Raw genomic sequence first — 23,516 nt, forward strand, 5'->3', positions numbered from 1 at the left:
TGAATAATTTCCTATTTGTGTTAGTTTTACTTTATAGGAGTTGGGTACATGCCTGAATTTTATAAGAGCCAGCGGTTTTTATATCCTGTTTATGTATTGGCATTTTTTATGTTTGTGCTTATTACCATTCTAGGTTATTTTCACTGGATAATGGGAATGGCCGCTTTTTTTATTTTTTGTATTGTTCTCTTTTTGGTAATTCGATTTGAGTTGGCCTTTCAGAGGAGTTTCGAAAAGTACACAACAGAAATGATTACAAGAGTAAAGAAAGTGAGCAATGAAGCGTTTAATCAAATGCCAATTGGTATTTTGTTATACAATAAGGATTATGGAATTGATTGGGCAAATCCTTATTTGTCTTCTTGTTTGGGGCAACACTCTTTAGCAGGATGGCATTTGTATGATGTGTCAGAAACGTTACTTCTCTTTATTAAAGGAGAAACAGCTGATGATATTGTATCTTTAAATAAACGTAAGTTTCGTGTGTTTGTAAGAAAAGAAGAAAAGTTAATTTACTTCTTTGATGTAACAGAGCAAACGGAAATTGAAAAAATGTACGAGGATCAACGTACAGTTCTCGCGATTATTTATTTAGACAACTATGATGAAGTTACACAAGGATTGGATGATCAATTACGTACGAACATCACGAGCTTGGTGACATCACGCCTAAATGAGTGGGCTCTCAAATACGGCGCATATTTAAAACGAGCTTCTTCGGAGCGCTTCTTCGTTGTGTTAAATGAAAGTATTTTGGCACAAATGGAGAAAGGAAAGTTTGATATTTTAGATCAAGTACGTGAGGAAACATCAAAACGAAATATTTCACTTACACTAAGTGTTGGTGTAGGATCGGGCGACTTATCTTTATCAGAGCTTGGGGCTATGGCTCAATCTGGCTTAGATCTTGCTTTAGGACGAGGTGGAGATCAAGTTGTGATTAAACAGGCAACAGGAAAAGTGAAATTTTACGGTGGTAAAACAAATCCGGTTGAAAAACGCACACGTGTACGTGCGAGAGTTATCTCGCATGCGTTAAAAGATTTAGTGTTAGAGAGCAGTAATGTTATTATAATGGGTCATCGGGCTCCTGATATGGATGCAATTGGAGCAGCCATCGGAATTTTAAAAGTAGCACAGTTAAATGAGCGTGAAGGATACATTGTATTAGACGAGAATGATTCTGATAAAGGTATTAAACGCTTAATGGATAAAGTGAAGCAAAATGAGGAATTATGGTCTCATTTTATTACGCCACAGCAGGCTATGGAATTTGCAACGGATGATTCATTACTTGTTGTTGTTGACACTCACAAACCTTCAATGGTGATGGAGGAAAAACTTTTGCATAAGATTGAAAACGTAGTTGTAATCGACCATCATCGCCGTGGTGAAGAATTTATTGAGGGTCCTCTTCTTGTGTACATGGAGCCATATGCGTCTTCGACAGCTGAACTTGTAACTGAGCTTCTTGAATATCAGCCAAAACGTTTGAAAATGACGATGTTAGAAGCAACAGCATTACTTGCAGGGATTATAGTGGATACGAAAAGCTTTACATTCCGGACAGGTGCCCGTACATTTGATGCAGCTTCTTATCTACGTTCGCACGGAGCGGATACAGTTCTTGTACAAGAATTATTAAAAGAAGACATGCAGCAGTATTTACGAGTTGCAAAAACGATTCAAAATGCTTACATTTATAAAAATGGAATTGCAATTGCAAAAGCAGAAGGCGATGAATATTATGATCAAATATTAATCGCACAATCAGCCGATACTTTGCTAACAATGACAGGAGTAATTGCTTCTTTTGTCATTGCGAAACGTGGGGAAACCTTCATTGGAATTAGTGGGCGTTCTTTAGGTGAAGTGAATGTGCAACTAATTATGGAAAACCTAGGTGGTGGCGGACATTTAACAAATGCTGCTACACAAATGCAAAATATAAAGGTCGATGAAGCTGAAGAAAAACTTCAAAGTGTTATTGATGATTATTTACAGGGAGGCACACAATCATGAAAGTAATTTTTCTAAAAGACGTAAAAGGTAAAGGTAAAAAAGGAGAAGTAAAAAACGTACCAGACGGTTATGCAAATAACTTCTTATTAAAACAAGGATTAGCTGCAGAAGCAACAAATAGTAGCATGAAAACATTAGAGGCGCAAAAGCGTAAAGAAGAAAAAGATGCAGCAGCTGAGCTTGAAAACGCGAAAAAACAAAAAGAAACTTTAGAAAAATTAACAGTAGAATTAAAAGCAAAATCAGGCGAAGGTGGCCGTTTGTTTGGTTCTATTACAAGTAAACAAATTGTAGATGCGTTGCAAAAGGCACACAATATTAAACTTGATAAACGCAAGTTCGAAATGGATGATGCAATTCGTGCATTAGGATATACAAATGTAACTGTGAAATTACATCCACAAGTAACAGCAACAGTAAAAGTTCATGTTCGTGAACAATAAAAATAAGTTAGGCAAGGAGGATTGCGTATGAGTGACGTGCTTGCTGATCGTACCCCTCCGCATAATATAGAGGCCGAGCAAGCGGTTTTAGGGGCGATTTTCCTCGATCAAGATGCGTTAACGTCGGCTTCAGAACTGCTGCTATCTGAATCTTTTTATCGGACAGCACACCAAAAGATTTTTGGAGTTATGCTTGAACTATCTGATAAAGGAGAACCAATTGATTTAGTTACTGCAACAGCAGCACTTGCTGACCAAGGTTTGCTAGAAGAGGTTGGTGGTGTTTCCTATTTAGCTGAATTAGCAGAGGCTGTTCCGACAGCTGCTAACGTAGAGTATTATGCACGTATTATTGCAGAAAAAGCACTTTTGCGTCGTTTGATTCGAACAGCAACTCACATTGTATCAGATGGTTATGAACGTGAAGATGATGTAGAGGGCTTGCTAAATGAAGCGGAGAAAAAAATATTAGAAGTATCACATCAAACAAATGCAAAAGCATTCCAAAATATTAAGGATGTTCTTGTAGATGCTTATGATAAAATTGAACTTTTGCATAATCAAAAAGGTGAAGTTACAGGGATACCAACTGGGTTTACTGAATTAGATAAGATGACAGCAGGATTTCAGCGTAACGATTTAATCATTGTGGCAGCCCGCCCTTCGGTGGGAAAAACGGCATTTTCACTGAATATCGCACAGAATGTGGCAACTAAAACAGATGAAAATGTAGCAATTTTTAGTTTAGAGATGGGTGCTGATCAACTTGTTATGCGTATGCTTTGTGCAGAAGGAAATATTGATGCGCAAAGACTTCGTACTGGCTCGTTAACTTCGGATGATTGGGCAAAGTTGACAATGGCAATGGGAAGTCTTTCGAATGCTGGGATATATATTGATGATACGCCAGGAATTCGAGTTAGTGAAATTCGTGCGAAATGCCGCAGATTAAAGCAAGAACAGGGACTTGGAATGATTTTAATCGATTACTTACAGCTTATTCAAGGTAGTGGGAAATCTGGTGAAAACCGTCAGCAGGAAGTGTCTGAAATTTCCCGTACATTAAAAGGAATTGCGCGTGAGCTACAAGTTCCTGTTATTGCCTTATCTCAGCTTTCTCGTGGTGTTGAATCTCGTCAAGATAAACGTCCGATGATGTCTGATATTCGTGAATCAGGAAGTATTGAGCAGGATGCCGATATTGTGGCCTTCTTGTATCGTGAGGATTACTATGATCGTGAAACGGAAAATAAAAACACGATTGAAATTATTATTGCCAAGCAACGTAATGGTCCGGTAGGATCTGTAGAGCTTGCATTCGTGAAGGAATTTAACAAATTCGTAAACTTAGAGCGACGTTTCGATGATGGACATGCGCCACCGGCATAGTAGAAGTATAAAAAAGAAACGCATTTCTTATAATAAGATGTGTTTCTTTTTTTTTTTATATAAGATAGGGCTTTTATCGTGCGAATAAAGAATTCTTACGAACGAAACCGATAAAAGGTAAAAAAATGTTCGTTTTTAAATTGACTTCTTTTTTCATTTTGGTACAATTATATTGTTTGAAAAGTTCGTTTGAAAATTGCGGAGGTGCTTTAATAATGTCTTCAGTAGTAGTTGTAGGAACACAGTGGGGCGATGAAGGAAAAGGTAAAATTACTGATTTTCTTTCTGAGCATGCGGAAGTAGTTGCAAGATATCAAGGTGGAAATAACGCTGGGCATACAATTGTTTTTGGCGGAGTTAAATATAAATTACACTTAATTCCATCTGGTATTTTCTATAAAGAAAAAATTTGTGTAATCGGAAACGGTATGGTAGTAGATCCGAAAGCATTACTTGTAGAGTTAAAATACTTACACGATCGTGGTGTAAGCACTGATAACTTACGTATTAGTAACCGTGCACACGTTATCTTACCTTATCACTTAAAACAAGATGAGTTAGAAGAAGAGAGTAAAGGCGATAACAAAATCGGTACTACGAAAAAAGGTATCGGTCCTGCATATATGGATAAAGCTGCTCGTATTGGTATCCGTATGGCTGATTTATTAGATCGTGAAGCATTTAAAGAAAAGCTTGAACGCAGTTTAGCAGAGAAAAATCGTTTATTTGAAAAAATGTACGATACAGAAGGTTTCAGTGTAGAAGAAATCTTTGAGGAGTACTTCGAATATGGACAACAAATCGCACAATATGTATGCGATACATCTGTCGTATTAAATGATGCATTAGATGACAACCGTCGCGTATTATTTGAAGGTGCACAAGGTGTTATGCTTGATATTGACCATGGTACGTACCCATTCGTTACATCTTCTAACCCAGTTGCTGGTGGTGTGACAATCGGATCTGGTGTTGGTCCTTCAAAAGTTAATCGTGTAGTAGGTGTGTGTAAAGCATATACAAGCCGTGTTGGTGACGGTCCATTCCCTACTGAACTTCATGATGAAATTGGTCATCAAATTCGTGAAGTTGGTCGTGAATATGGTACAACAACAGGTCGTCCACGCCGCGTAGGTTGGTTTGATAGTGTTGTTGTAAGACATGCACGTCGTGTTAGTGGTTTAACGGATTTATCATTAAACTCTATCGATGTATTAACGGGTATTCCAACTGTTAAAATCTGTGTTGCTTACAAATACAACGGAGAAGTTTTAGACGAAGTTCCAGCAAACTTAAACATTTTAGCAAAATGTGAGCCTGTTTACGAAGAGCTTCCAGGTTGGACGGAAGATATTACTGGTGTAAGATCATTAGATGAGCTTCCTGAAAATGCAAGAAAATATGTAGAGCGTGTTTCTGAATTAACAGGAATTCAATTATCTATGTTCTCAGTTGGTCCAGATCGTAATCAAACAAACATCGTTCGTAACGTATACGGTGGTTAATTAAGATAAAATGGATTTATTTAAGAAAAAACTCATGCTTACATGAGTTTTTTCTTATCTTTTGTAAAAAAAATATAAAAAAGTATTGCAAACATAAAAGTTCTTATGGTAAGATAACTCTTGTCGTCACGAAAATATGACGTTGGTGAGTACGAGCCATTAGCTCAGTTGGTAGAGCATCTGACTTTTAATCAGAGGGTCGAAGGTTCGAGTCCTTCATGGCTCACCATTTTATTTTTCGTGGCCCGTTGGTCAAGTGGTTAAGACACCGCCCTTTCACGGCGGTAACACGGGTTCGAATCCCGTACGGGTCATGTTATATATATATGTTTTGTGGTCCCGTGGTGTAGTGGTTAACATGCCTGCCTGTCACGCAGGAGATCGCCGGTTCGACCCCGGTCGGGACCGCCACTTTTGTTTATACCACCATTAGTGGTTTTATATATATGTTTTGGCTCGGTAGCTCAGTCGGTAGAGCAGAGGACTGAAAATCCTCGTGTCGGCGGTTCGATTCCGTCCCGAGCCACTCTAAGGATATTAAGTGGGCCCACTTAATATCCTTTTTATATTGTTCAATTTTACAAATGAGAGTAGTTATTTTACAATAGAATGAGAAGCCTCTAGCAGTTGAAGCTAGAGGTTTTTCTATAGATTATACAGCGTTCCATATGTAAGGGAACCATACATGATTCTAGGAGAATAGAGGATAAAATACTCAAACAAGGGATAAAGTTGTATAGATATATACTATGTAAAGAATTGTGCATGTTTGAGGATGAATGACCATATTTTTATTAGGAGGAACTATACAATGATGGGAAAGAAAATCTTAGTCGTTGATGATGAGAAACCGATTGCGGATATTTTAAAATTCAATTTAGAAAAAGAAGGTTTTGAAATTGTCATGGCACATGATGGTGACGAAGCTATTGAAAAGGCAAACGAAGAACAACCAGATATGGTTTTACTGGATATTATGTTACCGGGGAAAGATGGATTAGAAGTTTGTCGTGAAATACGAAAAAGTTCTGAAATGCCAATTATTATGTTAACTGCAAAAGACTCTGAAATCGATAAAGTGTTGGGATTAGAGCTTGGTGCAGATGATTATGTAACAAAACCATTTAGTACACGTGAATTATTGGCACGTGTAAAAGCAAACTTGCGTCGTCATCAACAAGGTGGCTCAGCCGAAAAAGAAGAAAATACAGAAATGGTTATTGGACCAATTATAATTAATCCAAATGCGTACAGTGTAACAAAAAGAGATGAAAGCATCGAACTTACGCATCGTGAATTTGAATTACTTCACTATTTGGCGAAGCATTTAGGACAAGTTATGACACGTGAACATTTATTACAAACAGTTTGGGGATACGATTATTTTGGAGATGTACGTACAGTAGATGTAACAGTACGTCGTTTACGTGAAAAAATCGAAGATAACCCAAGTCATCCAACTTTAATTGTAACAAGACGTGGAGTAGGGTATTACTTGCGTGATCCAGAGCAGGAATAGTATATGAAGAAAGTTGGTTTTTTTCAATCGATTCATTTAAAGTTTGTGCTCATATATATGCTATTAATTTTGATAGCAATGCAGGTTATTGGTGTATATTTTGTTCGTGAACTGGAGAAAAGTCTCGTACAAAGTTTTAAGGATTCATTAACGCAGCAAACCAACTTACTGTCTTATAATTTGAAGCAAGAGTTTGCAAAAGAGCGTGAAAAAACAGATCCAACTTTAGAAGAGGCGCTTAAAACATCAATCACTGAATTTACTGCAGACCGTAAAAAAGATATCCAAGAAGTACGTGTTATTGATCCAAATAGGCGTCTATTAGCAATATCTAATCAATCTAAGCAAGGTATGGTAGGTAAAACAATAACAGACATAACAGTGCAAAGGGCTATTGTACAAAAAAAGGCTGAAGGTAAGATTGAGAAAGATGGAAATACGGGCCATCGTGTTCAAGTTATGGCTACCCCAATTGAAAACGATAAGGGGAAAATAATTGGTGTCATTCATATCGTTGCTTCGATGGAAGATGTCTATAAACAGATGAAGGATATCAATCAAATTTTTGCGACTGGGACAGTGATTGCTTTATTAGTAACAGCGGTTCTAGGTATTTTATTAGCTCAAACAATTACACGACCAATTTCAGATATGCGAAGACAAGCAATTGAAATGGCGAAGGGAAATTATTCCCGTAAAGTAAAGGTAAATAGTCATGATGAAATTGGTCAATTAGCATTAGCATTTAATAATTTATCTAAAAAATTACAACAAGCACGTTCTTCAACTGAAAGTGAGAGACGTAAACTTTCGTCCGTTTTATCTCATATGACAGATGGTGTAATTGCTACTGATCGAAAAGGGGATATTATCTTACTAAATGACCCTGCAGAGAAGATGCTAAATGTTTCGCGTGAGACGGCGTTAGATCAGTCAGTTTTAGACGTATTAGGTATTCAAGAGGAATTTACGCTCGATCATCTATATGAAGAGCCAGATTCTGTTTTATTAGATTTTAGTACACGAAATGAACCATACATCTTGCGAGCTAGTTTTTCCGTTATTCAAAAGGAGACGGGTAAACCAAATGGTTTAATCGCTGTATTATATGATGTGACCGAACAAGAGCGTATTGACCGTGAGCGCCGTGAGTTTGTGGCGAATGTATCACATGAACTGCGGACACCATTAACAACGATGCGGAGCTATTTAGAGGCACTTAGTGATGGTGCATGGCAAGATCCGAATATTGCACCGCAATTTTTAACAGTTACACAAGAAGAAACAGAAAGAATGATTCGACTTGTGAATGCCTTGTTGCAATTATCAAAGTTAGATAGTACAGAACATCGTTTAATGAAAGAGTGGGTAGACTTTACGGATTTCTTTAATAATGTTATTGATCGTTTTGAAATGTCAAAAGAACAAAATGTAATCTTTAAACGTTCATTCTCTAAGAAATCTAGATTTATTGATATGGATGCTGATAAAATTACACAAGTTTTATATAACATTATTTCGAATGCTTTAAAATATTCTCCTGAAGGTGGAACAGTAACGTATCGCCTGCGTGATCGAGAGGATATGTTAGAAATTAGTGTAAGTGACCAAGGAATGGGTATTCCGAAAGAAAATGTAGAGAAGATTTTCGAACGTTTTTATCGTGTAGATAAGGCTCGTTCAAGACAGATGGGTGGAACAGGCTTAGGTTTAGCTATTGCTAAGGAAATGATTGAGGCGCATGGTGGATCTATTTGGGCAAAAAGTGAGGAAGGAAAAGGGACAACGATTTACTTCACACTTCCAATGGCGAAGGAAGAAGAGGACGATTGGGAATGAATATGGAAAACTTTAAAACTATTGTCCTTATTAACTTAGTTGTCATTAGTCTGTTTCTTACTTTTAATTTATGGACGTATGTACCTGATTCTAATTCGATGCAAAGCACAAAGTTTGTCCAAGGAAATGCAGATGCATTAAAACAAGATGTTTCAAATGTAATTGTGCCATCTTCTATAATTGTTCATAAGGATAAGAAGCATTTTGTAAGTGAAAAGAAAGATAATATCGACTTGTTATATACAATTATCGAGAGAGGGGAATTGCACGATTTTAAGGATATTACGAGCTCTATCCCTAAAGGTGATTTCCTCTCTTATGTGCACGAGGAAGGCAAAATTGAAATTGTCTTTCCAACAGAAGTTCCGTTTGATGCGATTAGGGGCGTATTAACAATTAAAGATAAGAAATTAGATATGTTTAATTTTGATCGTATTATTGTTGATCCTTCTAAAAGTCGTGATCAAAATATTGATGTGAATTTTGTTTCTTATAACAATCATAAAGTGTATAAAATGACATTAACAGGTGTGAATCTAAGAGACGTTATAAATGCACAAAATCAATTTTTAGCTTTGGCAAGACCATATTTTGCGTATGACATAAGTGATACGAAAAGAATATTCTTACCAGATGGTTCAACAGAAATGCAAGATTTAATGTATTTTGCGACAGACATGGGAGTAGAATCATTCAAAAATGCACTATTTAGTGATCCGCGTTATGTAACCCCTATGTCTAATGAATTAGAGGAAACTTATACGGATGGTATTCGCCTTATGCAAGTGAATAAGCAGAACCGAATGCTAACGTATACGAATCCATCTGTGGCTAGCGGTGCGCGCATGTATGGAAATCTCCTTATGCAAAAAAGTTTCGAATTTGTTAATAGTCATAGCGGCTTAACAGATGCATATAGATTTGATTATCTAAATTCCAAGGGGAAAACAAAGTTCCGTTTATATGAAGAAGATTTACCCGTATTTAATAGCGAAGGAATGACTACATTAACACAAGTATGGGGATCGGAAGAATTAATTAGCTATAAGCGACCATTATTTAATTTGTTAATCGATAAGGGTGAGGATAAAAAGACGGTACTTCCATCTGGATGGACTGTTATAGAATCATTACAAAAAAAATCGAATCTAGATAAAAAGTTAATTCAAGATATAGGAATTGGTTATAAATTAGTAACAGAAAATGGACCAAATGGGCCAAATGGACAAGTTGCAAGTGGAAACTTAAAGCCGATTTGGTATGTCGTTTATGGTGAAAATTATCAAGTGTTTGAGTGGAGTGAAGAAAAGGAGGGAGAGCTAAATGGACTGGAATCGGATTAAAACAATATTTATTGTTACCTTTTTTATTTTAGACCTCTTTCTCGTTTTTCAATTCATTTCAAAGCAGGATAGTAATCAATTAGACTTAATGGCAGAAACAAGGGTAGATCAACAATTAAAAGATGATAACATTACAGTTGGTGATTTGCCAAAAGAACCAAAGAAAGATTCTTTTATTACAGCGAAAAATAAGGAATTTAAAGAAGAGGATATACGTTCCTTAAAAAATCAAACAGTTACTTTACAAGATGCCAACACAATTGTAAGTAAATTAAAGGAACCATTGTTAAACGCAAAAACACTGTCTAAAGATAAATATAGTGAGTTTTTGAAAAGCTATGTATTAGATGGTCAGAAATATGAGTTTGGTAAAGCAGAAGCAACGAAAATCTATTTCTTTCAAAAGTATAAAGATAAGCCTATTTTCTATAATGATCATGGGATGATTGTTGTGGATATAAATGAGAAAGGTGAATTTGTTTCATATACACAAACAATGCTAACTGATTTGAAAGAGATGGGTGAGAATGAGAAAGCAAAAGAGCAAGAGATTATTACAGCTCAAACAGCTTTAGAAAATTTATTCTTTAAGAATGAAATAAAACAAAATACGCATTTTAAAGAAGCGCAGATTGGATATGCGACTCTCGTTACATCTTCTGCTTCTAATATGCAAGTGCTTGCTCCGACATGGAATTTAAAAACAGATCGAAAAGTAGATTATTTTGTGAATGCTATTGAAGGACAAGTTATTAAGTTAGGGAAAGAAAAGGAAAATGAAAAAATAATGGAGTGAGCAGAAATGAGTTTGCATTTTAGTGTGCTTGCAAGCGGCAGTACAGGAAATGCGCTATATGTAGGGACCGAGAAACAAAAATTGCTCATTGACGCAGGCTTGAGTGGAAAAGCGACAGAAGCTTTATTTAGGCAAGCTGAACTAGACATACAAGATATATCGGGTATTCTTGTCACGCATGAGCATAGTGACCATATTAAAGGTCTCGGCGTTTTAGCACGTAAATATCAGTTACCTGTGTATGCAAATGAAAAAACGTGGAGTGCTATGGAGCATTTAATTGGTAACATTCCAACCGATCAAAAATTTGTTTTCTCAATTGGTGATGTAAAAACATTTGGAGATATTGAAGTGGAATCATTTGGCGTTTCTCATGACGCTGCAGAGCCAATGTTTTATGCATTTCATCATAATGGTAGAAAACTGGCTCTTATTACAGATACGGGTTATGTGAGTGATCGTATGAAAGGTATCATTAAAGGAGCAAATGCATTTGTGTTTGAAAGTAATCATGATGTGGAAATGCTTCGTATGGGACGTTATCCATGGAGTATAAAACGACGCATTTTAAGCGATGTGGGTCACGTTTCTAATGAAGATGCCGCGCTTGCAATGACGGATGTTATCACAGATGAAACGAAACACATTTATTTAGCCCATTTGAGTTTAGATAATAATATGAAAGAATTAGCACGTATGTCTGTTGCGCAGGTGTTAGAGGAAAAAGGTTTCGCAGTTGGAGAAGCATTTGAGATACATGATACAGATCCAAAGGCACCAACGAAAATTCAATACGTATAATTCTTGGTTTTAGTAAACAATAAAGGAGAATATAGTTGTTTTCGGAAGGATTGGTGAACAAGTATGTCCTTTATTGATGAAGAAGAATTCCGTATGAAACGAACAGGGAAAAAGAAGCGCAAAAGTATCGTTATTTCTAGTATAGCGGGAACAATTGTAGGGGCTTCATTGTTTGCATTTGGAGCCCCTTTATTTTCTGAATCTGAAACCGGTCCCTTAGAGCAAGCTGAGGCCAGTGAAGGGAACATGGTAGGAAAGCAATCACAAACAGTGAGCCGCTCTGGTTTTGTAGATGCTGTTGATCGTGCATCGGAAGCTGTTGTTGGTGTTATTAATATACAACGTGATAATTTTTCAGAAGCAGATGCGGAAGCTGGGACAGGATCAGGTGTAATTTATAAGAAAACAAATGGTCATGCTTACATTGTGACAAATCATCATGTTGTCGCAGGGGCGAATCGTATTGAAGTGAGCTTAAGCGATGGTAAAAAGGTTCCTGGTAAAGTATTAGGTAGTGATGTAGTTACAGATTTAGCGGTTTTAGAGATAGATGCAAAACCTGTAAAGAAAGTTATTGAAATAGGGGATTCTAATACGGTTCGTCGTGGAGAAGCAGTAATTGCAATTGGAAACCCACTTGGATTACAGTTTTCTGGAACAGTAACGCAAGGGATTATTTCTGCAAATGAGCGAATTGTTCCTGTAGACTTAGATCAAGATGGGCATTATGATTGGCAAGTAGAAGTATTGCAAACAGATGCAGCTATCAACCCAGGGAATAGTGGTGGTGCACTTGTAAATGCGGCAGGGCAACTAATTGGAATCAACTCGATGAAAATTGCAGCAAAAGAAGTAGAAGGGATCGGACTTGCCATCCCAGTTACAAGAGCAGTTCCTGTTATGAATGAGCTTGAAAAGCATGGGAAAGTAAGGAGACCTTATGTTGGGGTTGAACTTAGATCTTTAAATGAAATTCCGAATTATTACTGGTCTGAAACATTGCATTTACCAAGTAGTGTAACGGAGGGTGTTTGTATTTTGGATGTGAAAAGCCCATCGCCTGGTGCAAATGCAGGACTCAGGGAACATGATGTAATTGTGGCTGTTGATGGAAAGACAATACATGATATTATCGGTTTCCGAACGGTATTATATAATAAAAAGATTGACGATAAGATGACTCTGACGTTTTATCGTGGTACAAAACGAGCAACAACAACGGTTAAATTAGGCAGTCAAAACTATTAAGAAAACAGGAGGGCGTCCTCCTGTTTTCTATTGTGAAATAGTGAGGTGAAAAATATGAAGCTACCTTGTTGTTTAGAACATGTAGAATTAGCGTTAGATATCATTGTGGATGAATGTGAAGTAGCGCCAGTTATCAACAGTGTGGATAACTCAGAAAAAGATCAAAAAACATGTGAATTTTGTCAAAACAAGGCGACATATGTTGTATCGAACACAGATTCTCACACAATATGTGGGTAACGGGTGTGGATATGTGGATAAGTTTTGTGGATAACGTGTTTGTAAGGTGGGGAATACGTGTGAATATCTCGATTATTTCAATCGGAAAATTAAAAGAAAAATATTTAAAACAAGGTATTGCAGAATACCTAAAACGACTCTCTGCGTACGCAAAAGTAGAAGTTATTGAATTGCCGGATGAAAAAGCGCCAGAAAACTTAAGTGAAGCAGAAATGTTAATTGTAAAAGAAAAAGAAGGGATACGTATACTAGATAAAATTTCAGATGATACACATGTTATTGCATTAGCAATTGAAGGAAAACAAAAGTCATCAGAAGAATTTGCAGCGAATCTGGATCGTCTTGCTACATATGGAAAAAGTAAAGTAGCATTTGTCATTGGGGGATCACTTGGACTTAGTTCAGAAGTGATGAAGCGTTCTAATGAATCACTTTCATTTTCGAAAATGACATTGCCGCATCAGCTGATGAGATTGGTACTTTTAGAGCAAGTGTATCGGGCATTTCGGATTAATCGTGGAGAACCGTATCATAAATAAGCACATAGTTATTTGAGGAAGAAGTATCAAAGAATAAAACAATATCTTCGGTGCTTCTTTTTTCTATTTTGTCAGAATGATATACGAATGTATGTGTGAAATATTTGTGTTTTTCTACAGGCAGTGTAGGTGGAAATTTTGAAAAAGCAGAAAGAGTATCAAAAACTTTATTAAACAAAACTTCTTTAATAGCAGGTTCTTGTAATTTTTGTTCTATATATTGTTTTCTATCGTTTATTTAAAGTATTTGGGTTGCTTTATAAATCCTTAAAAATTCCAATGTTTTATCTACGTGTGATACCAGCGAAGAATGTTCGTAAGTGAACAGTACATTCTCAATCTCGTTGAATGACCTTTCATTGTGACTATACTTTTTATATTTTTGTTGGATTATATTGTGCGGCTTATGATGACTCTGTCACGCCCCTCGCATAAACCTCCTTGCTTACAAATTTGTAAGCTTTTTGTCATGTTTTTAAATAGTACTAACTGTATGTGAAGATTATAATTCTAACCATAAAGTACTTATTTTATATCAAACAATTCTTACCCAAGGAGGTTTCACAATGAAAAAATATATTGTAACTTTAATACCACTGATCTTAGGAATGGGATGTTTAATTAGTTATAACATTCTTAGTGCTGAATCTACAGTTGCAGCAAATGGTGTTCTTGTAGAACCGTTTTATTTACTACCAATGGGTTATGCATTTTTAACTATCAGTATCATTAGTTTTGTTATATCTAAATTTAAAAAAGAGCCTGAATCCAGACTCTTTTTTTGTGCCCATTATATTTCGTGCTCACATCGTAAATGTTCAACAAATAAAAGCTAGATTCCCCAAAGGAACCTTCCTAATTAAAAATCCCAGATGGCCTTTTTAATGTTTTATAATAATTAGAAGAATTATTTGTTTAGATTATAGTAAGATAAGTAAAATCATATGCTTTCAAACAGAGAAAATGGTAAAATTAGTTTCCTTGAATAAGTATGTTTCTATTTATAAAAAATTGTGCTGTAATATTGATAGAACAATATTTTATTTTGTTCTAAGTAGTTAAAGAAGTGGGGAATTGAGGTTGAAAAAGTTCAAGAAGTTTTACTTAGAGATTACAAGTGTATGTAATCTTGCATGTAGCTTTTGTCCGCCAACAGAACGGCAGAAGCAATTTCTTTCTGTGGAGGATTTTTCTAAGAGATTAGACCAAATTAAACCTCACACAGACTACATTTATTTACATGTAAAGGGAGAGCCATTGCTCCATCCTAAAATAGACCAATTGCTGGACTTAAGTCATGAAAAAGGGTTTAAAGTTAATATTACAACAAATGGAACGTTAATTCATAAAAAGAGACATAAATTATTAAATAAACCTGCATTAAGACAAATGAATTTTTCACTTCATAGTTTTGATGGGCATCCAGGATCTGAAGATAAAGAAGGATATGTAAGAAGCATCCTTTCCTTTATTAAAGAAGCAACAAGTCAATCAGAATTAATTGTTTCGCTGAGACTATGGAACCTGACACAAGACAATAAGACGAATCTTGAAATACAAAGAAACAGACAATTATTGGAAATTATTGAGAAAGAATTTGATTTACCATACAAAATTGAAGAGAAGATCACACCAGGAAGTGGCGTGAAAATTGCAGATCGCATTTTTATTAATCAAGATTACGAATTTCAATGGCCGGCCTTGCATGAAGAAGAGGATGATGGAAAGGGCTTCTGTCATGGTCTTCGAAATCAAGCTGGTATTTTAGCAAACGGAACTGTCATTCCTTGTTGCTTAGATGGTGAGGGAATCATTAATCTTGGAAATATTAATGAGGCCTCATTCTCTGAGATTATCGAAGGGGATAGAGCAAAAAATATTGTAGATGGATTTTCACGTAGAGTGGCTGTAGAGGAATTATGTAGAAAATGTGGATATCGTAAAAGGTTTGGAAAATAAGAAATGAGATCGCATAAGAAAAATGAGCAAGTACGAAATAAGGTACTTGCTCATTTTTTTCTATAATAATCAATATTTATTCCCCTTAAAGGGCAAATAGAGCTTAATATACTTTATCACCATTAAAGATTGAGTTTTTTACGACAACATAATCTACAGTACGGATTGCATCTAATTTCGTTCCACCAGCATAAGAAATAGACGACTGAAGATCTTGTTCCATTTCAATCAATGTAGCTTCTAAAGATCCTTTATGCTCGACAAACATTTTTTTACCTTCTACGTTTTTCTTTTCACCTTTTTGGAATTCTGAAGCTGAACCAAAGTATTCTTTGTAGAGCTTCCCATCCTTTTCAATTGTTTCCCCTGGAGATTCTTCATGTCCAGCAAATAATGAACCAATCATAACCATAGTTGCACCAAATTTAATTGATTTAGCTATATCACCATGAGTACGAATACCGCCGTCAGCAATAATTGGTTTGCTAGCTGCTTTTGCACACCAGCGAAGTGCAGCCAATTGCCAGCCACCAGTTCCAAAGCCTGTTTTAATTTTTGTAATACATACTTTACCAGGTCCGATTCCTACTTTTGTTGCATCAGCACCAGCGTTTTCTAGTTCTCTTACTGCTTCTGGAGTCCCCACATTTCCTGCGATAACAAAGCTTTCAGGTAAATGTGTTTTAATGTGTTGAATCATTTTTATTACCGCATTGGAATGCCCATGTGCGATATCGATTGTAATATATTCAGGAGAAAGCTGTTCAGTTGCTAATTGTTGTACAAATTCGTACTCTTCTCCCTTAACGCCAACACTAATAGATGCGATTAATCCACGAGAGTGCATATCTTTAATGAAAGAGATACGCTTCTCTGGCTCAAAACGATGCATGATATAGAAATATCTATTTTCCGCTAAATATACAGCGATTTTTTCATCTATAATTGTTTGCATATTTGCAGGTACGACAGGTAATTTAAATGTATGTTTTCCTAAAGTCACACTTGTATCACACTCAGAACGGCTATTTACTATGCATTTTGCAGGAATTAATTGAATATCTTCATAGTCGAATACTTTTTCCATAGATTACACCCCTAAATACGAATATTTTATTCTTTAGTAAAAGAAAATGTTCGTCCAAAAAATAATGTACATTATTTTTTTTATTAAGTCAAAGATTTTAGTGTTTATTTATCAAATATAGGGGTGGAATTTTAAAATATCATAAATAATACCGAATTAATCTGTTGTTTTATCTTTATATTGTTCGTTTTTGAAAGATATATGACTAAAGTTTAATTGATAATGTCAAATAATATTTTGAAATATAATAATGGAATAACAAAAAAAGAAAGGTGCTTAAAATCTCCTTCTTTTTTTGTTATTTATTATCTTCAAGGACTTGATATTTCTCTTTTAATTCTTTTAAATCATTTACCAATTGCTCTCCAATTGTAGGAGTAAGATCTTCGTATATAGGAGATAATGCTTTTTCCCATTCTTTTCTTTCTACATCAGTTAGTGTATGAATTTGGATGGATGAGTTTTGTTTAATAAGTTCAAGTTGTTTTTCATTCATTCGGATGGATTGATGGTTGTTCCATTCGGTTGTTTCTTTCATTGCTTCAAGTAATATTTGCTTCGTTTTTTCCGTTTGTTGATTCCACGTTTTTTGATCCATCATTACAACATAGCCTAAATAACCATGATTACTAATTGTCAAATAGTTTTGAACGTTATAAAATTTTTTAGAGTAGATATTTGAAATTGTATTTTCTTCACCATCAACTTTACCAGTTTCAATTAATTTATATGTAGAATTAAATGAATCTTGATGTGCATCAACTTTTAATAAATCAAATTGAGATTGGATAACATCACTTTGCATAATGCGAAAGGATTGTCCTTGTATATCTTTAGGGGTATAAATAGGTCCTTTATTTGAAGTAATTTGTTTAAAGCCATTCGACCAATGGGCAAGCCCCTTAATCTTATCTTTTTGTAAGGATTGAAGTAATTGCTCTCCAATTTTTCCGTTTAAGCCTTCTTGAATGGCCTCATAACTTGGAAAGGCAAATGGCAAGTCTAGCACGCCCCATTCGTGAGATAACATTCCAAGTTTTGAGGTAGAAGGGGCAATAAAATGAACTTGTCCAGCTTTTAAAGCGCGAATTTCTTCTATATCAGAATAGAGACTCCCGTTTGGAAAAATTTCTATTTTTATATTACCATTTGATTTTTCGTTAACAAGCTCAGCAAATTTACTAGCTGCAAGTCCTTTAGGTGTATTTTCTGCTACAACATGACTAAATTTGAAAACAATTTGTTTGTTTAGTCCTTCTTGGTCATCATCATATGCAAGTTTCCCTTGGGAAAAAGGACTTTGAAACTTTACAAATAACGCGCTAGTAATTAAAACAATAAAAAGGAGTATAAAAGTAGCTATTTTTTTCATTTTAAACCTCCTCGTGGGTCGTTATTGTAAGCATACCGAGAAGATTTTTATTCGTAAAGGTGCTTTTAGGGGAAAGGGGAACGAACAGTGAAACAATTGCCTATCCGCTGGAAAATTACAATTTTATCCTATGCAGTAGTTATTTTTTCATTACTCATTGGTGGAATTGTTATCATCGCAAATATTCAACAAAAGGAAGAGAAAGAATTAAGAATTAGATCAATGAATACGGCGCGGACAGTGGCGGAATTATCAGATGTAAAGAAATCACTTCAGGAAGCAACGGGATGGTTTACACTGAACCCGGCTATTGAAAATATACGAGTAATTAATGAAACAGACTATATAGTAGTAATGAATATGGAGCGAATTCGATATTCGCATCCTGTAAAAGAAATGATTGGAAGGCCATCAAAAGGGACGGATGAAGAAGCGGCATTTGCGGAGCATATTTACTTTTCAAAAGCAAAAGGAGAGATAGGTACTGTAATTCGTGCTTTTATGCCTATTAAGGATCAAAATTTAAATCAAATTGGTGTTGTTGTTGTTGGAAATAAAATACCGAATTTCTGGGAGATTATGCTGGGATTAGCAGAAGAAATTACTTTTATTGTCATATTAACTTTAATATTTGGATTGATGGGTTCATTGATGCTTGCTAATCATATTAAAAAACAGATGTTTCAGTTAGAGCCTTATGAAATTAAACGGATGTTAGAAGAACGAACAGCAACCTTTCATTCGATTAATGAGGGTGTGATTGCAATTGATAATCAAGAGATTATTACTATTTTTAATGAAAAAGCAAAGCAGGTTTTTCATGTAGATGGAAATGTTGTAGGGAAGCCCATTCGTACAGTCTTAAAGGATACGAGACTTCCAGAAATCGTTGAGAGGAATCAGGCAGTATACAATGAAGAGATAAAAGTAAGTGGAAAGGTAATTCTAAGTAATCGCATACCAATCAAGAAAGATAATGAACTGATTGGGGCTGTGGCAATCTTTCAAGATCGCACTGAAGTTACGAAGCTTGCAGAGGAATTAACAGGAGTGAAAACCTTTGTTGAGGCACTTCGAGTACAAAGTCATGAGCATATGAATAAGCTTCATACAATAGCAGGTTTAATTCAACTTGGCAAAGCCGATAAGGCATTACAACTTGCTTTCCACACTTCAGAAGAACAAGGAAGTGTAACAAACTTTTTAAATGAAACGATTAAAAATGATGCTATTGCTGGTCTCCTCTTGAGCAAAGTAAGTCGGGGAAAGGAATTAGGGATACAGGTCGTAATTGACCAAAATAGTTATTTAGAAGTATTTCCTTATCAACTGGATCAACATGATTTCGTTGTATTACTAGGTAACTTAATCGAAAATGCCTTTGGATCATTTGAGCAAACTGAGGTAGAGAATAAAAGAATTGATATTAGTATTGAACAGTCTGAAGATGTATGTGCAATATTAATTGAGGACAATGGATGTGGAATAAAAGAGGAGCATTTACCAAAAGTGTATGAGAAAGGATTTACTGTGAATAAGATTGGTGGAACAGGCTATGGGCTTTTTCTAGTAAAGCAAATTGTTGAAAAGGGAAGAGGAGAGATTAACATTTCATCTTTTCAAGATGAAGGAACTTCTTTTATCATTACTTTTCCAATGGAGATGGGGGCGGAATTGTATGAAATATAAAGAGGAAATCAAAGTACTATTGGTTGAAGACGATCCGATGGTTCAGGAAGTAAATAAAGAATTTATTAGAAGTGTAAAGGGGTTTCAAGTGGTGGCTGTTGCTAATAATGGCGAGGAGGGGATTAACATCGTTCAAAAAGTGAATCCAGATCTCGTTATTTTAGATATTTTTATGCCGAAAAAGGATGGTATTAAGGTATTACAGGAATTTAGAAAACTTGAGTTAGAAACAGATGTAATCGTTGTTTCTGCTGCAAAAGATAGGGAAACGATTAAACTTATGCTTCAAAATGGGGCAATGGATTATATTATTAAGCCTTTTAAGCTATACCGAATTCAACAAGCATTGGAAAAATATCGACGATATAGAATGAGTTTGAAGGAAACTGGGGCGATTTCGCAGGAACAGCTGGATTTATTATTATATTCTGGACGTTCTAAGAAAACAGCAAGTAATTTGCCAAAGGGATTAAACGAGTTTACATTGAATGAAATCGAAGAATATGTAAAAAAACAAGATGAACCTCGTTCTGCAGAGGAGGTAGCAAGTGCAATTGGAATAGCTAGAGTTACTGCTCGGCGCTACTTGGATTATTTAGAAAAAAGAGGTTTGATTCATTTAGCAGTTCAATATGGAGGGATTGGGAGACCAGTCAATCGTTATGTGTATCGTGATGTAGAAAAGTGAGACCAAAATGACCAAAATATTCGTTATGACCATAAACTTCTCACCTTTTATTGGAAACGCTATCATTATGTAAAACATAAGGATGGGAAAGTTTTTAAACGTGAAGAAGGGGAGGAGAGTTAAAGGTGAAACGACTATTTAAAAATTTAACATTTCAAGTATTAACAGCGATTGCACTCGGTGTATTAGTTGGGCTTATATGGCCAAGTGTTGGGAAGGAAATGAAGCCGATAGGCGATACGTTTATTAATGCTGTAAAAATGGTAATTGCGCCAATTATTTTCTTAACAATTGTACTTGGTATTGCCAAAATGGGAGATATGAAGAAGGTTGGTAAGGTTGGGGGAAAAGCTTTTATTTATTTTGAGGTTGTGACAACATTTGCACTTATTGTTGGATTAATCGTTGTAAATGTTATGAAGCCAGGTTCAGGTCTTAACTTTAATGAACTTGCAAAAGGAGACGTATCTAAATATACACAAGGCGGGGGACAGGGTATTAATTGGATTGATTTTATTACTCATATTGTTCCTTCGAATATGGTTGATGCGTTTGCTAAGGGTGATATTTTACAGGTATTATTCTTTTCGATTTTATTTGGTGTTGGGCTAGCTGCACTTGGAGAAAAGGGAAAATCGGTGATTGATTTCCTAGACAAGCTTTCACACGTATTTTTTAACATTATTGGCTATGTAATGAAGGCAGCACCCATTGGGGCATTTGGTGCTATGGCATATACAATCGGTCACTTTGGGCTAGCTTCGCTTGTGCCACTGGGGAAATTAATGATGTCAGTATATATAACGATGTTTCTATTCGTGTTTGTTGTCTTAAATATTATTTGTAAGATATATGGTTTTAGCTTATGGAATTATTTGAAATTTATTCGAGATGAAATATTAATTGTATTAGGAACAAGTTCTTCGGAATCTGTACTTCCTAGAATGATGAATAAGATGGAGCGATATGGCTGTTCAAAATCTGTTGTTGGCCTTGTTATTCCGACTGGTTATTCTTTTAACTTGGATGGTACGTCTATTTATTTATCCATGGCAGTTGTCTTTTTAGCACAAGTATTTGGTGTCGATTTAACAATTGGGCAGCAAATCACTATTATTTTAGTACTTATGTTAACGTCTAAAGGCGCTGCTGGTGTAACAGGAAGTGGATTTATTGTGTTAGCATCTACTTTAGCGGCACTAAAGGTTATTCCTTTAGAAGGATTGGCATTACTTCTTGGTGTCGATCGTTTTATGAGTGAGGGAAGAGCGATTGTAAACTTAATTGGGAATGGAATTGCTACAATCGTTGTTGCAAAAAGTGAAAATGAATTCGATGAAACAAGGCATGCAGAGGCAATTTCTGATATGAAAGTATTGAAGGAGACGAAGGAAGCTGTATAGGATAGGAAGGCAGACTTAATGATAAGTCTGCTTTTTATTTTGAAATATATATTAATCCCGATTTGAGGGCAGATTCAAGTATAATGAAATAATGCATATGATATTTACACAATGGTGAAAAATACATAAAAGAATATACTATATAACAAAATGAGGTTAGTACATGAGTAAAAGAAGTTTTAAAGATTACGCATTAAGTAAGGAAATTGTAAGAGCACTTACTAGCTTGAAATATGAGCAACCAACAGAAGTTCAAGGGAAAGTCATCCCAGTTGCACTAGAAAAGAAAGATCTTGTTGTGAAATCACAAACGGGAAGCGGAAAGACAGCTTCTTTTGGTATCCCACTTTGTGAAATGGTCAAATGGGAAGAAAATAAGCCGCAAGCATTAATACTTACACCAACGAGGGAACTTGCTGTGCAAGTAAAAGAGGATATAACGAATATAGGAAGGTTTAAAAGGATTAAGGCAACAGCTGTTTATGGAAAATCACCTTTTGCACGTCAAAAATTAGAATTAAAGCAGAAAACACATATTGTTGTTGGAACTCCTGGACGTGTGTTAGATCATATTGAAAAGGGAACTTTTTCTTTAGAGCGTCTGAAATATTTAGTGATTGATGAGGCAGATGAGATGCTAAATATGGGATTTATCGATCAAGTAGAAGCAATCATTGATGAATTACCTATAAATCGAATGACAATGCTATTTTCTGCTACATTACCAGAAGACGTTGAAAATTTATCTCGTACATATATGAGGTCGCCAATTAACATTGAGATTAAAGCATCTGGTATTACGACAGATAAAATTGAACATAGTCTTTTGAATGTGAGAGAGGAAGAAAAGTTTTCACTTTTAAAAGATATAACTACAGTTGAAAATCCAGATAGCTGTATTATTTTCTGTCGTACACAAGAAAATGTAGACCATGTATTTAGACAGTTAAAACGCTCTGGATACCCTTGTGATAAGATTCATGGCGGCATGGTACAAGAAGATCGCTTTGCAGTAATGGATGATTTTAAAAGAGGGAAATTCCGTTATTTAGTTGCGACAGATGTAGCGGCGCGAGGAATTGATATTGAGAATATTACTCATGTTATTAATTATGATATTCCATTAGAAAAAGAAAGTTATGTACACCGGACAGGAAGAACAGGACGTGCTGGTAATAGTGGAAAAGCAATTACATTCGTAACGCCTTATGAAGATAGATTCTTGACTGAAATTGAAGAATATATTGGTTTTGAGATTCTACAAATAGATGCTCCATCAAAAGAGGATGTTACAAAAGGAAAGATAGCTTTTGAAGAAAAAATAAATGCTAAACCAATTATGAAAAAAGAGAAAAATGTAGGGCTAAATAAAGATATTATGAAGCTGTACTTTAACGGTGGGAAGAAAAAGAAGATTCGAGCGGTAGATTTTGTCGGTACAATTGCTAAAATCCCAGGTGTCACAGCAGATGATATAGGAATTATTACAATACAAGATAATGTTTCTTATGTTGATATATTAAATGGTAAAGGTCCTCTTGTCTTAAAAGTGATGAAGAATACGACGATAAAAGGTAAGCAGTTAAAAGTTCACGAGGCGATTAAGTAAATGGAACTACCCATCTAACAGGTGG

The 23,516-nt window shown here is 35.4% G+C and carries 20 protein-coding genes and 4 tRNA genes; 22 read left to right on the forward strand and 2 right to left on the reverse strand.

All coding sequences use genetic code 11. From position 1 onward, the window contains the following. The first annotated feature begins 48 nt into the window (after positions 1 to 48). The 18 genes from CN288_RS19685 to CN288_RS19770 all read left to right on the forward strand — a co-directional run bounded on the left by CN288_RS19685 (position 49) and on the right by CN288_RS19770 (position 15,643). Positions 49 to 2,022 carry a DHH family phosphoesterase gene (locus tag CN288_RS19685; protein WP_026592155.1) on the forward strand — a complete coding sequence of 658 codons (1,974 nt, stop codon included), beginning with the start codon at positions 49 to 51 and terminating at the stop codon, positions 2,020 to 2,022. Further along, the gene (gene rplI / locus CN288_RS19690; RefSeq protein WP_026592154.1) at positions 2,019 to 2,465 is read left to right on the forward strand and encodes a 50S ribosomal protein L9; all 447 of its coding nucleotides are present in this window, start codon (positions 2,019 to 2,021) and stop codon (positions 2,463 to 2,465) included. The genes CN288_RS19685 and rplI overlap by 4 nt, the downstream gene beginning before the upstream one ends. A gap of 27 nt (positions 2,466 to 2,492) precedes the next feature. Beyond that, the gene (gene dnaB / locus CN288_RS19695) at positions 2,493 to 3,854 is read left to right on the forward strand and encodes a replicative DNA helicase (protein WP_026592153.1); all 1,362 of its coding nucleotides are present in this window, start codon (positions 2,493 to 2,495) and stop codon (positions 3,852 to 3,854) included. A 215-nt stretch (positions 3,855 to 4,069) separates the two neighbouring features. Next, on the forward strand, positions 4,070 to 5,359 hold the full coding sequence (locus tag CN288_RS19700) for an adenylosuccinate synthase (RefSeq protein WP_026592152.1): 1,290 nt from the start codon (positions 4,070 to 4,072) through the stop codon (positions 5,357 to 5,359). A gap of 153 nt (positions 5,360 to 5,512) precedes the next feature. Beyond that, a tRNA-Lys gene (locus CN288_RS19705) sits at positions 5,513 to 5,588 on the forward strand. A gap of 13 nt (positions 5,589 to 5,601) precedes the next feature. Then, a tRNA-Glu gene (locus CN288_RS19710) sits at positions 5,602 to 5,673 on the forward strand. A gap of 21 nt (positions 5,674 to 5,694) precedes the next feature. After that, positions 5,695 to 5,770, forward strand: a tRNA-Asp gene (locus tag CN288_RS19715). 42 nt (positions 5,771 to 5,812) lie between these two features. Next, positions 5,813 to 5,885, forward strand: a tRNA-Phe gene (locus tag CN288_RS19720). 285 nt (positions 5,886 to 6,170) lie between these two features. Beyond that, positions 6,171 to 6,878 (forward strand): cell wall metabolism DNA-binding response regulator WalR, encoded by a 708-nt coding sequence (gene walR / locus CN288_RS19725; RefSeq protein ID WP_026592151.1) that lies wholly within the window; start codon positions 6,171 to 6,173, stop codon positions 6,876 to 6,878. A 3-nt stretch (positions 6,879 to 6,881) separates the two neighbouring features. Continuing rightward, positions 6,882 to 8,717: a cell wall metabolism sensor histidine kinase WalK gene (gene walK / locus CN288_RS19730; protein WP_026592150.1), complete on the forward strand. Its 1,836-nt coding sequence runs from the start codon at positions 6,882 to 6,884 to the stop codon at positions 8,715 to 8,717. Then, positions 8,714 to 10,060 (forward strand): YycH family regulatory protein, encoded by a 1,347-nt coding sequence (locus CN288_RS19735; protein ID WP_098302928.1) that lies wholly within the window; start codon positions 8,714 to 8,716, stop codon positions 10,058 to 10,060. Before walK ends, CN288_RS19735 begins: the two co-directional genes overlap by 4 nt. Continuing rightward, positions 10,041 to 10,856, forward strand: coding sequence for a two-component system regulatory protein YycI (locus CN288_RS19740; protein WP_026592148.1), 816 nt, complete (start codon positions 10,041 to 10,043; stop codon positions 10,854 to 10,856). Before CN288_RS19735 ends, CN288_RS19740 begins: the two co-directional genes overlap by 20 nt. Before the next feature lie 6 nt (positions 10,857 to 10,862). Then, positions 10,863 to 11,657 carry an MBL fold metallo-hydrolase gene (locus CN288_RS19745; RefSeq protein WP_026592147.1) on the forward strand — a complete coding sequence of 265 codons (795 nt, stop codon included), beginning with the start codon at positions 10,863 to 10,865 and terminating at the stop codon, positions 11,655 to 11,657. A gap of 63 nt (positions 11,658 to 11,720) precedes the next feature. Beyond that, on the forward strand, positions 11,721 to 12,905 hold the full coding sequence (locus CN288_RS19750) for a S1C family serine protease (protein WP_098302929.1): 1,185 nt from the start codon (positions 11,721 to 11,723) through the stop codon (positions 12,903 to 12,905). A gap of 54 nt (positions 12,906 to 12,959) precedes the next feature. Beyond that, positions 12,960 to 13,145: a CxxH/CxxC protein gene (locus CN288_RS19755; protein WP_098302962.1), complete on the forward strand. Its 186-nt coding sequence runs from the start codon at positions 12,960 to 12,962 to the stop codon at positions 13,143 to 13,145. Between the two features lie 59 nt (positions 13,146 to 13,204). Beyond that, on the forward strand, positions 13,205 to 13,684 hold the full coding sequence (rlmH, locus tag CN288_RS19760) for a 23S rRNA (pseudouridine(1915)-N(3))-methyltransferase RlmH (RefSeq protein ID WP_001026999.1): 480 nt from the start codon (positions 13,205 to 13,207) through the stop codon (positions 13,682 to 13,684). A 566-nt stretch (positions 13,685 to 14,250) separates the two neighbouring features. Beyond that, positions 14,251 to 14,520: a DUF3955 domain-containing protein gene (locus tag CN288_RS19765; protein ID WP_098302930.1), complete on the forward strand. Its 270-nt coding sequence runs from the start codon at positions 14,251 to 14,253 to the stop codon at positions 14,518 to 14,520. Positions 14,521 to 14,764: 244 nt separating this feature from the next. Further along, positions 14,765 to 15,643 (forward strand): radical SAM/SPASM domain-containing protein, encoded by an 879-nt coding sequence (locus tag CN288_RS19770; RefSeq protein ID WP_026592142.1) that lies wholly within the window; start codon positions 14,765 to 14,767, stop codon positions 15,641 to 15,643. Positions 15,644 to 15,746: 103 nt separating this feature from the next. On the opposite strand, the gene guaC is transcribed toward CN288_RS19770, so the two are convergent. Both guaC and CN288_RS19780 read right to left on the reverse strand, forming a co-directional pair. Continuing rightward, on the reverse strand, positions 15,747 to 16,730 hold the full coding sequence (gene guaC / locus CN288_RS19775) for a GMP reductase (protein ID WP_098302931.1): 984 nt from the start codon (positions 16,728 to 16,730) through the stop codon (positions 15,747 to 15,749). A gap of 298 nt (positions 16,731 to 17,028) precedes the next feature. After that, positions 17,029 to 18,102 carry a DctP family TRAP transporter solute-binding subunit gene (locus tag CN288_RS19780; RefSeq protein WP_090692800.1) on the reverse strand — a complete coding sequence of 358 codons (1,074 nt, stop codon included), beginning with the start codon at positions 18,100 to 18,102 and terminating at the stop codon, positions 17,029 to 17,031. Between the two features lie 87 nt (positions 18,103 to 18,189). Here CN288_RS19780 and CN288_RS19785 point away from each other — a divergent pair, with 87 nt between their 5' ends. From CN288_RS19785 to CN288_RS19800, 4 genes are all read left to right on the forward strand, one after another. Beyond that, positions 18,190 to 19,791, forward strand: coding sequence for an ATP-binding protein (locus CN288_RS19785; RefSeq protein ID WP_098302932.1), 1,602 nt, complete (start codon positions 18,190 to 18,192; stop codon positions 19,789 to 19,791). Further along, on the forward strand, positions 19,781 to 20,479 hold the full coding sequence (locus CN288_RS19790) for a response regulator (RefSeq protein ID WP_026592138.1): 699 nt from the start codon (positions 19,781 to 19,783) through the stop codon (positions 20,477 to 20,479). The genes CN288_RS19785 and CN288_RS19790 overlap by 11 nt, the downstream gene beginning before the upstream one ends. A 125-nt stretch (positions 20,480 to 20,604) precedes the next feature. Beyond that, positions 20,605 to 21,882, forward strand: a complete 1,278-nt coding sequence (dctP, locus tag CN288_RS19795; RefSeq protein ID WP_026592137.1) for a C4-dicarboxylate transporter DctP — start codon at positions 20,605 to 20,607, stop codon at positions 21,880 to 21,882. Between the two features lie 163 nt (positions 21,883 to 22,045). After that, positions 22,046 to 23,491, forward strand: a complete 1,446-nt coding sequence (locus CN288_RS19800; RefSeq protein WP_098302933.1) for a DEAD/DEAH box helicase — start codon at positions 22,046 to 22,048, stop codon at positions 23,489 to 23,491. The last annotated feature ends 25 nt before the right edge of the window (positions 23,492 to 23,516 follow it).

This window comes from Bacillus sp. AFS023182 (genome assembly GCF_002560575.1).
Classification (GTDB): Bacteria; Bacillota; Bacilli; order Bacillales; family Bacillaceae_G; genus Bacillus_A; species Bacillus_A arachidis.

Coding starts and splice junctions, on each gene's coding strand:
- CN288_RS19800 (WP_098302933.1), top strand. CDS start 22,046: ATGAGTAAAAGAAGTTTTAAAGATTACGCATTAAGTAAGGAAATTGTA.
- CN288_RS19685 (WP_026592155.1), top strand. CDS start 49: ATGCCTGAATTTTATAAGAGCCAGCGGTTTTTATATCCTGTTTATGTA.
- dnaB (WP_026592153.1), top strand. CDS start 2,493: ATGAGTGACGTGCTTGCTGATCGTACCCCTCCGCATAATATAGAGGCC.
- CN288_RS19735 (WP_098302928.1), top strand. CDS start 8,714: ATGAATATGGAAAACTTTAAAACTATTGTCCTTATTAACTTAGTTGTC.
- CN288_RS19750 (WP_098302929.1), top strand. CDS start 11,721: ATGTCCTTTATTGATGAAGAAGAATTCCGTATGAAACGAACAGGGAAA.
- guaC (WP_098302931.1), bottom strand. CDS start 16,730: ATGGAAAAAGTATTCGACTATGAAGATATTCAATTAATTCCTGCAAAA.
- CN288_RS19755 (WP_098302962.1), top strand. CDS start 12,960: ATGAAGCTACCTTGTTGTTTAGAACATGTAGAATTAGCGTTAGATATC.
- CN288_RS19740 (WP_026592148.1), top strand. CDS start 10,041: ATGGACTGGAATCGGATTAAAACAATATTTATTGTTACCTTTTTTATT.
- walR (WP_026592151.1), top strand. CDS start 6,171: ATGATGGGAAAGAAAATCTTAGTCGTTGATGATGAGAAACCGATTGCG.
- CN288_RS19780 (WP_090692800.1), bottom strand. CDS start 18,102: ATGAAAAAAATAGCTACTTTTATACTCCTTTTTATTGTTTTAATTACT.
- CN288_RS19745 (WP_026592147.1), top strand. CDS start 10,863: ATGAGTTTGCATTTTAGTGTGCTTGCAAGCGGCAGTACAGGAAATGCG.
- walK (WP_026592150.1), top strand. CDS start 6,882: ATGAAGAAAGTTGGTTTTTTTCAATCGATTCATTTAAAGTTTGTGCTC.
- CN288_RS19765 (WP_098302930.1), top strand. CDS start 14,251: ATGAAAAAATATATTGTAACTTTAATACCACTGATCTTAGGAATGGGA.
- CN288_RS19700 (WP_026592152.1), top strand. CDS start 4,070: ATGTCTTCAGTAGTAGTTGTAGGAACACAGTGGGGCGATGAAGGAAAA.
- rplI (WP_026592154.1), top strand. CDS start 2,019: ATGAAAGTAATTTTTCTAAAAGACGTAAAAGGTAAAGGTAAAAAAGGA.
- CN288_RS19790 (WP_026592138.1), top strand. CDS start 19,781: ATGAAATATAAAGAGGAAATCAAAGTACTATTGGTTGAAGACGATCCG.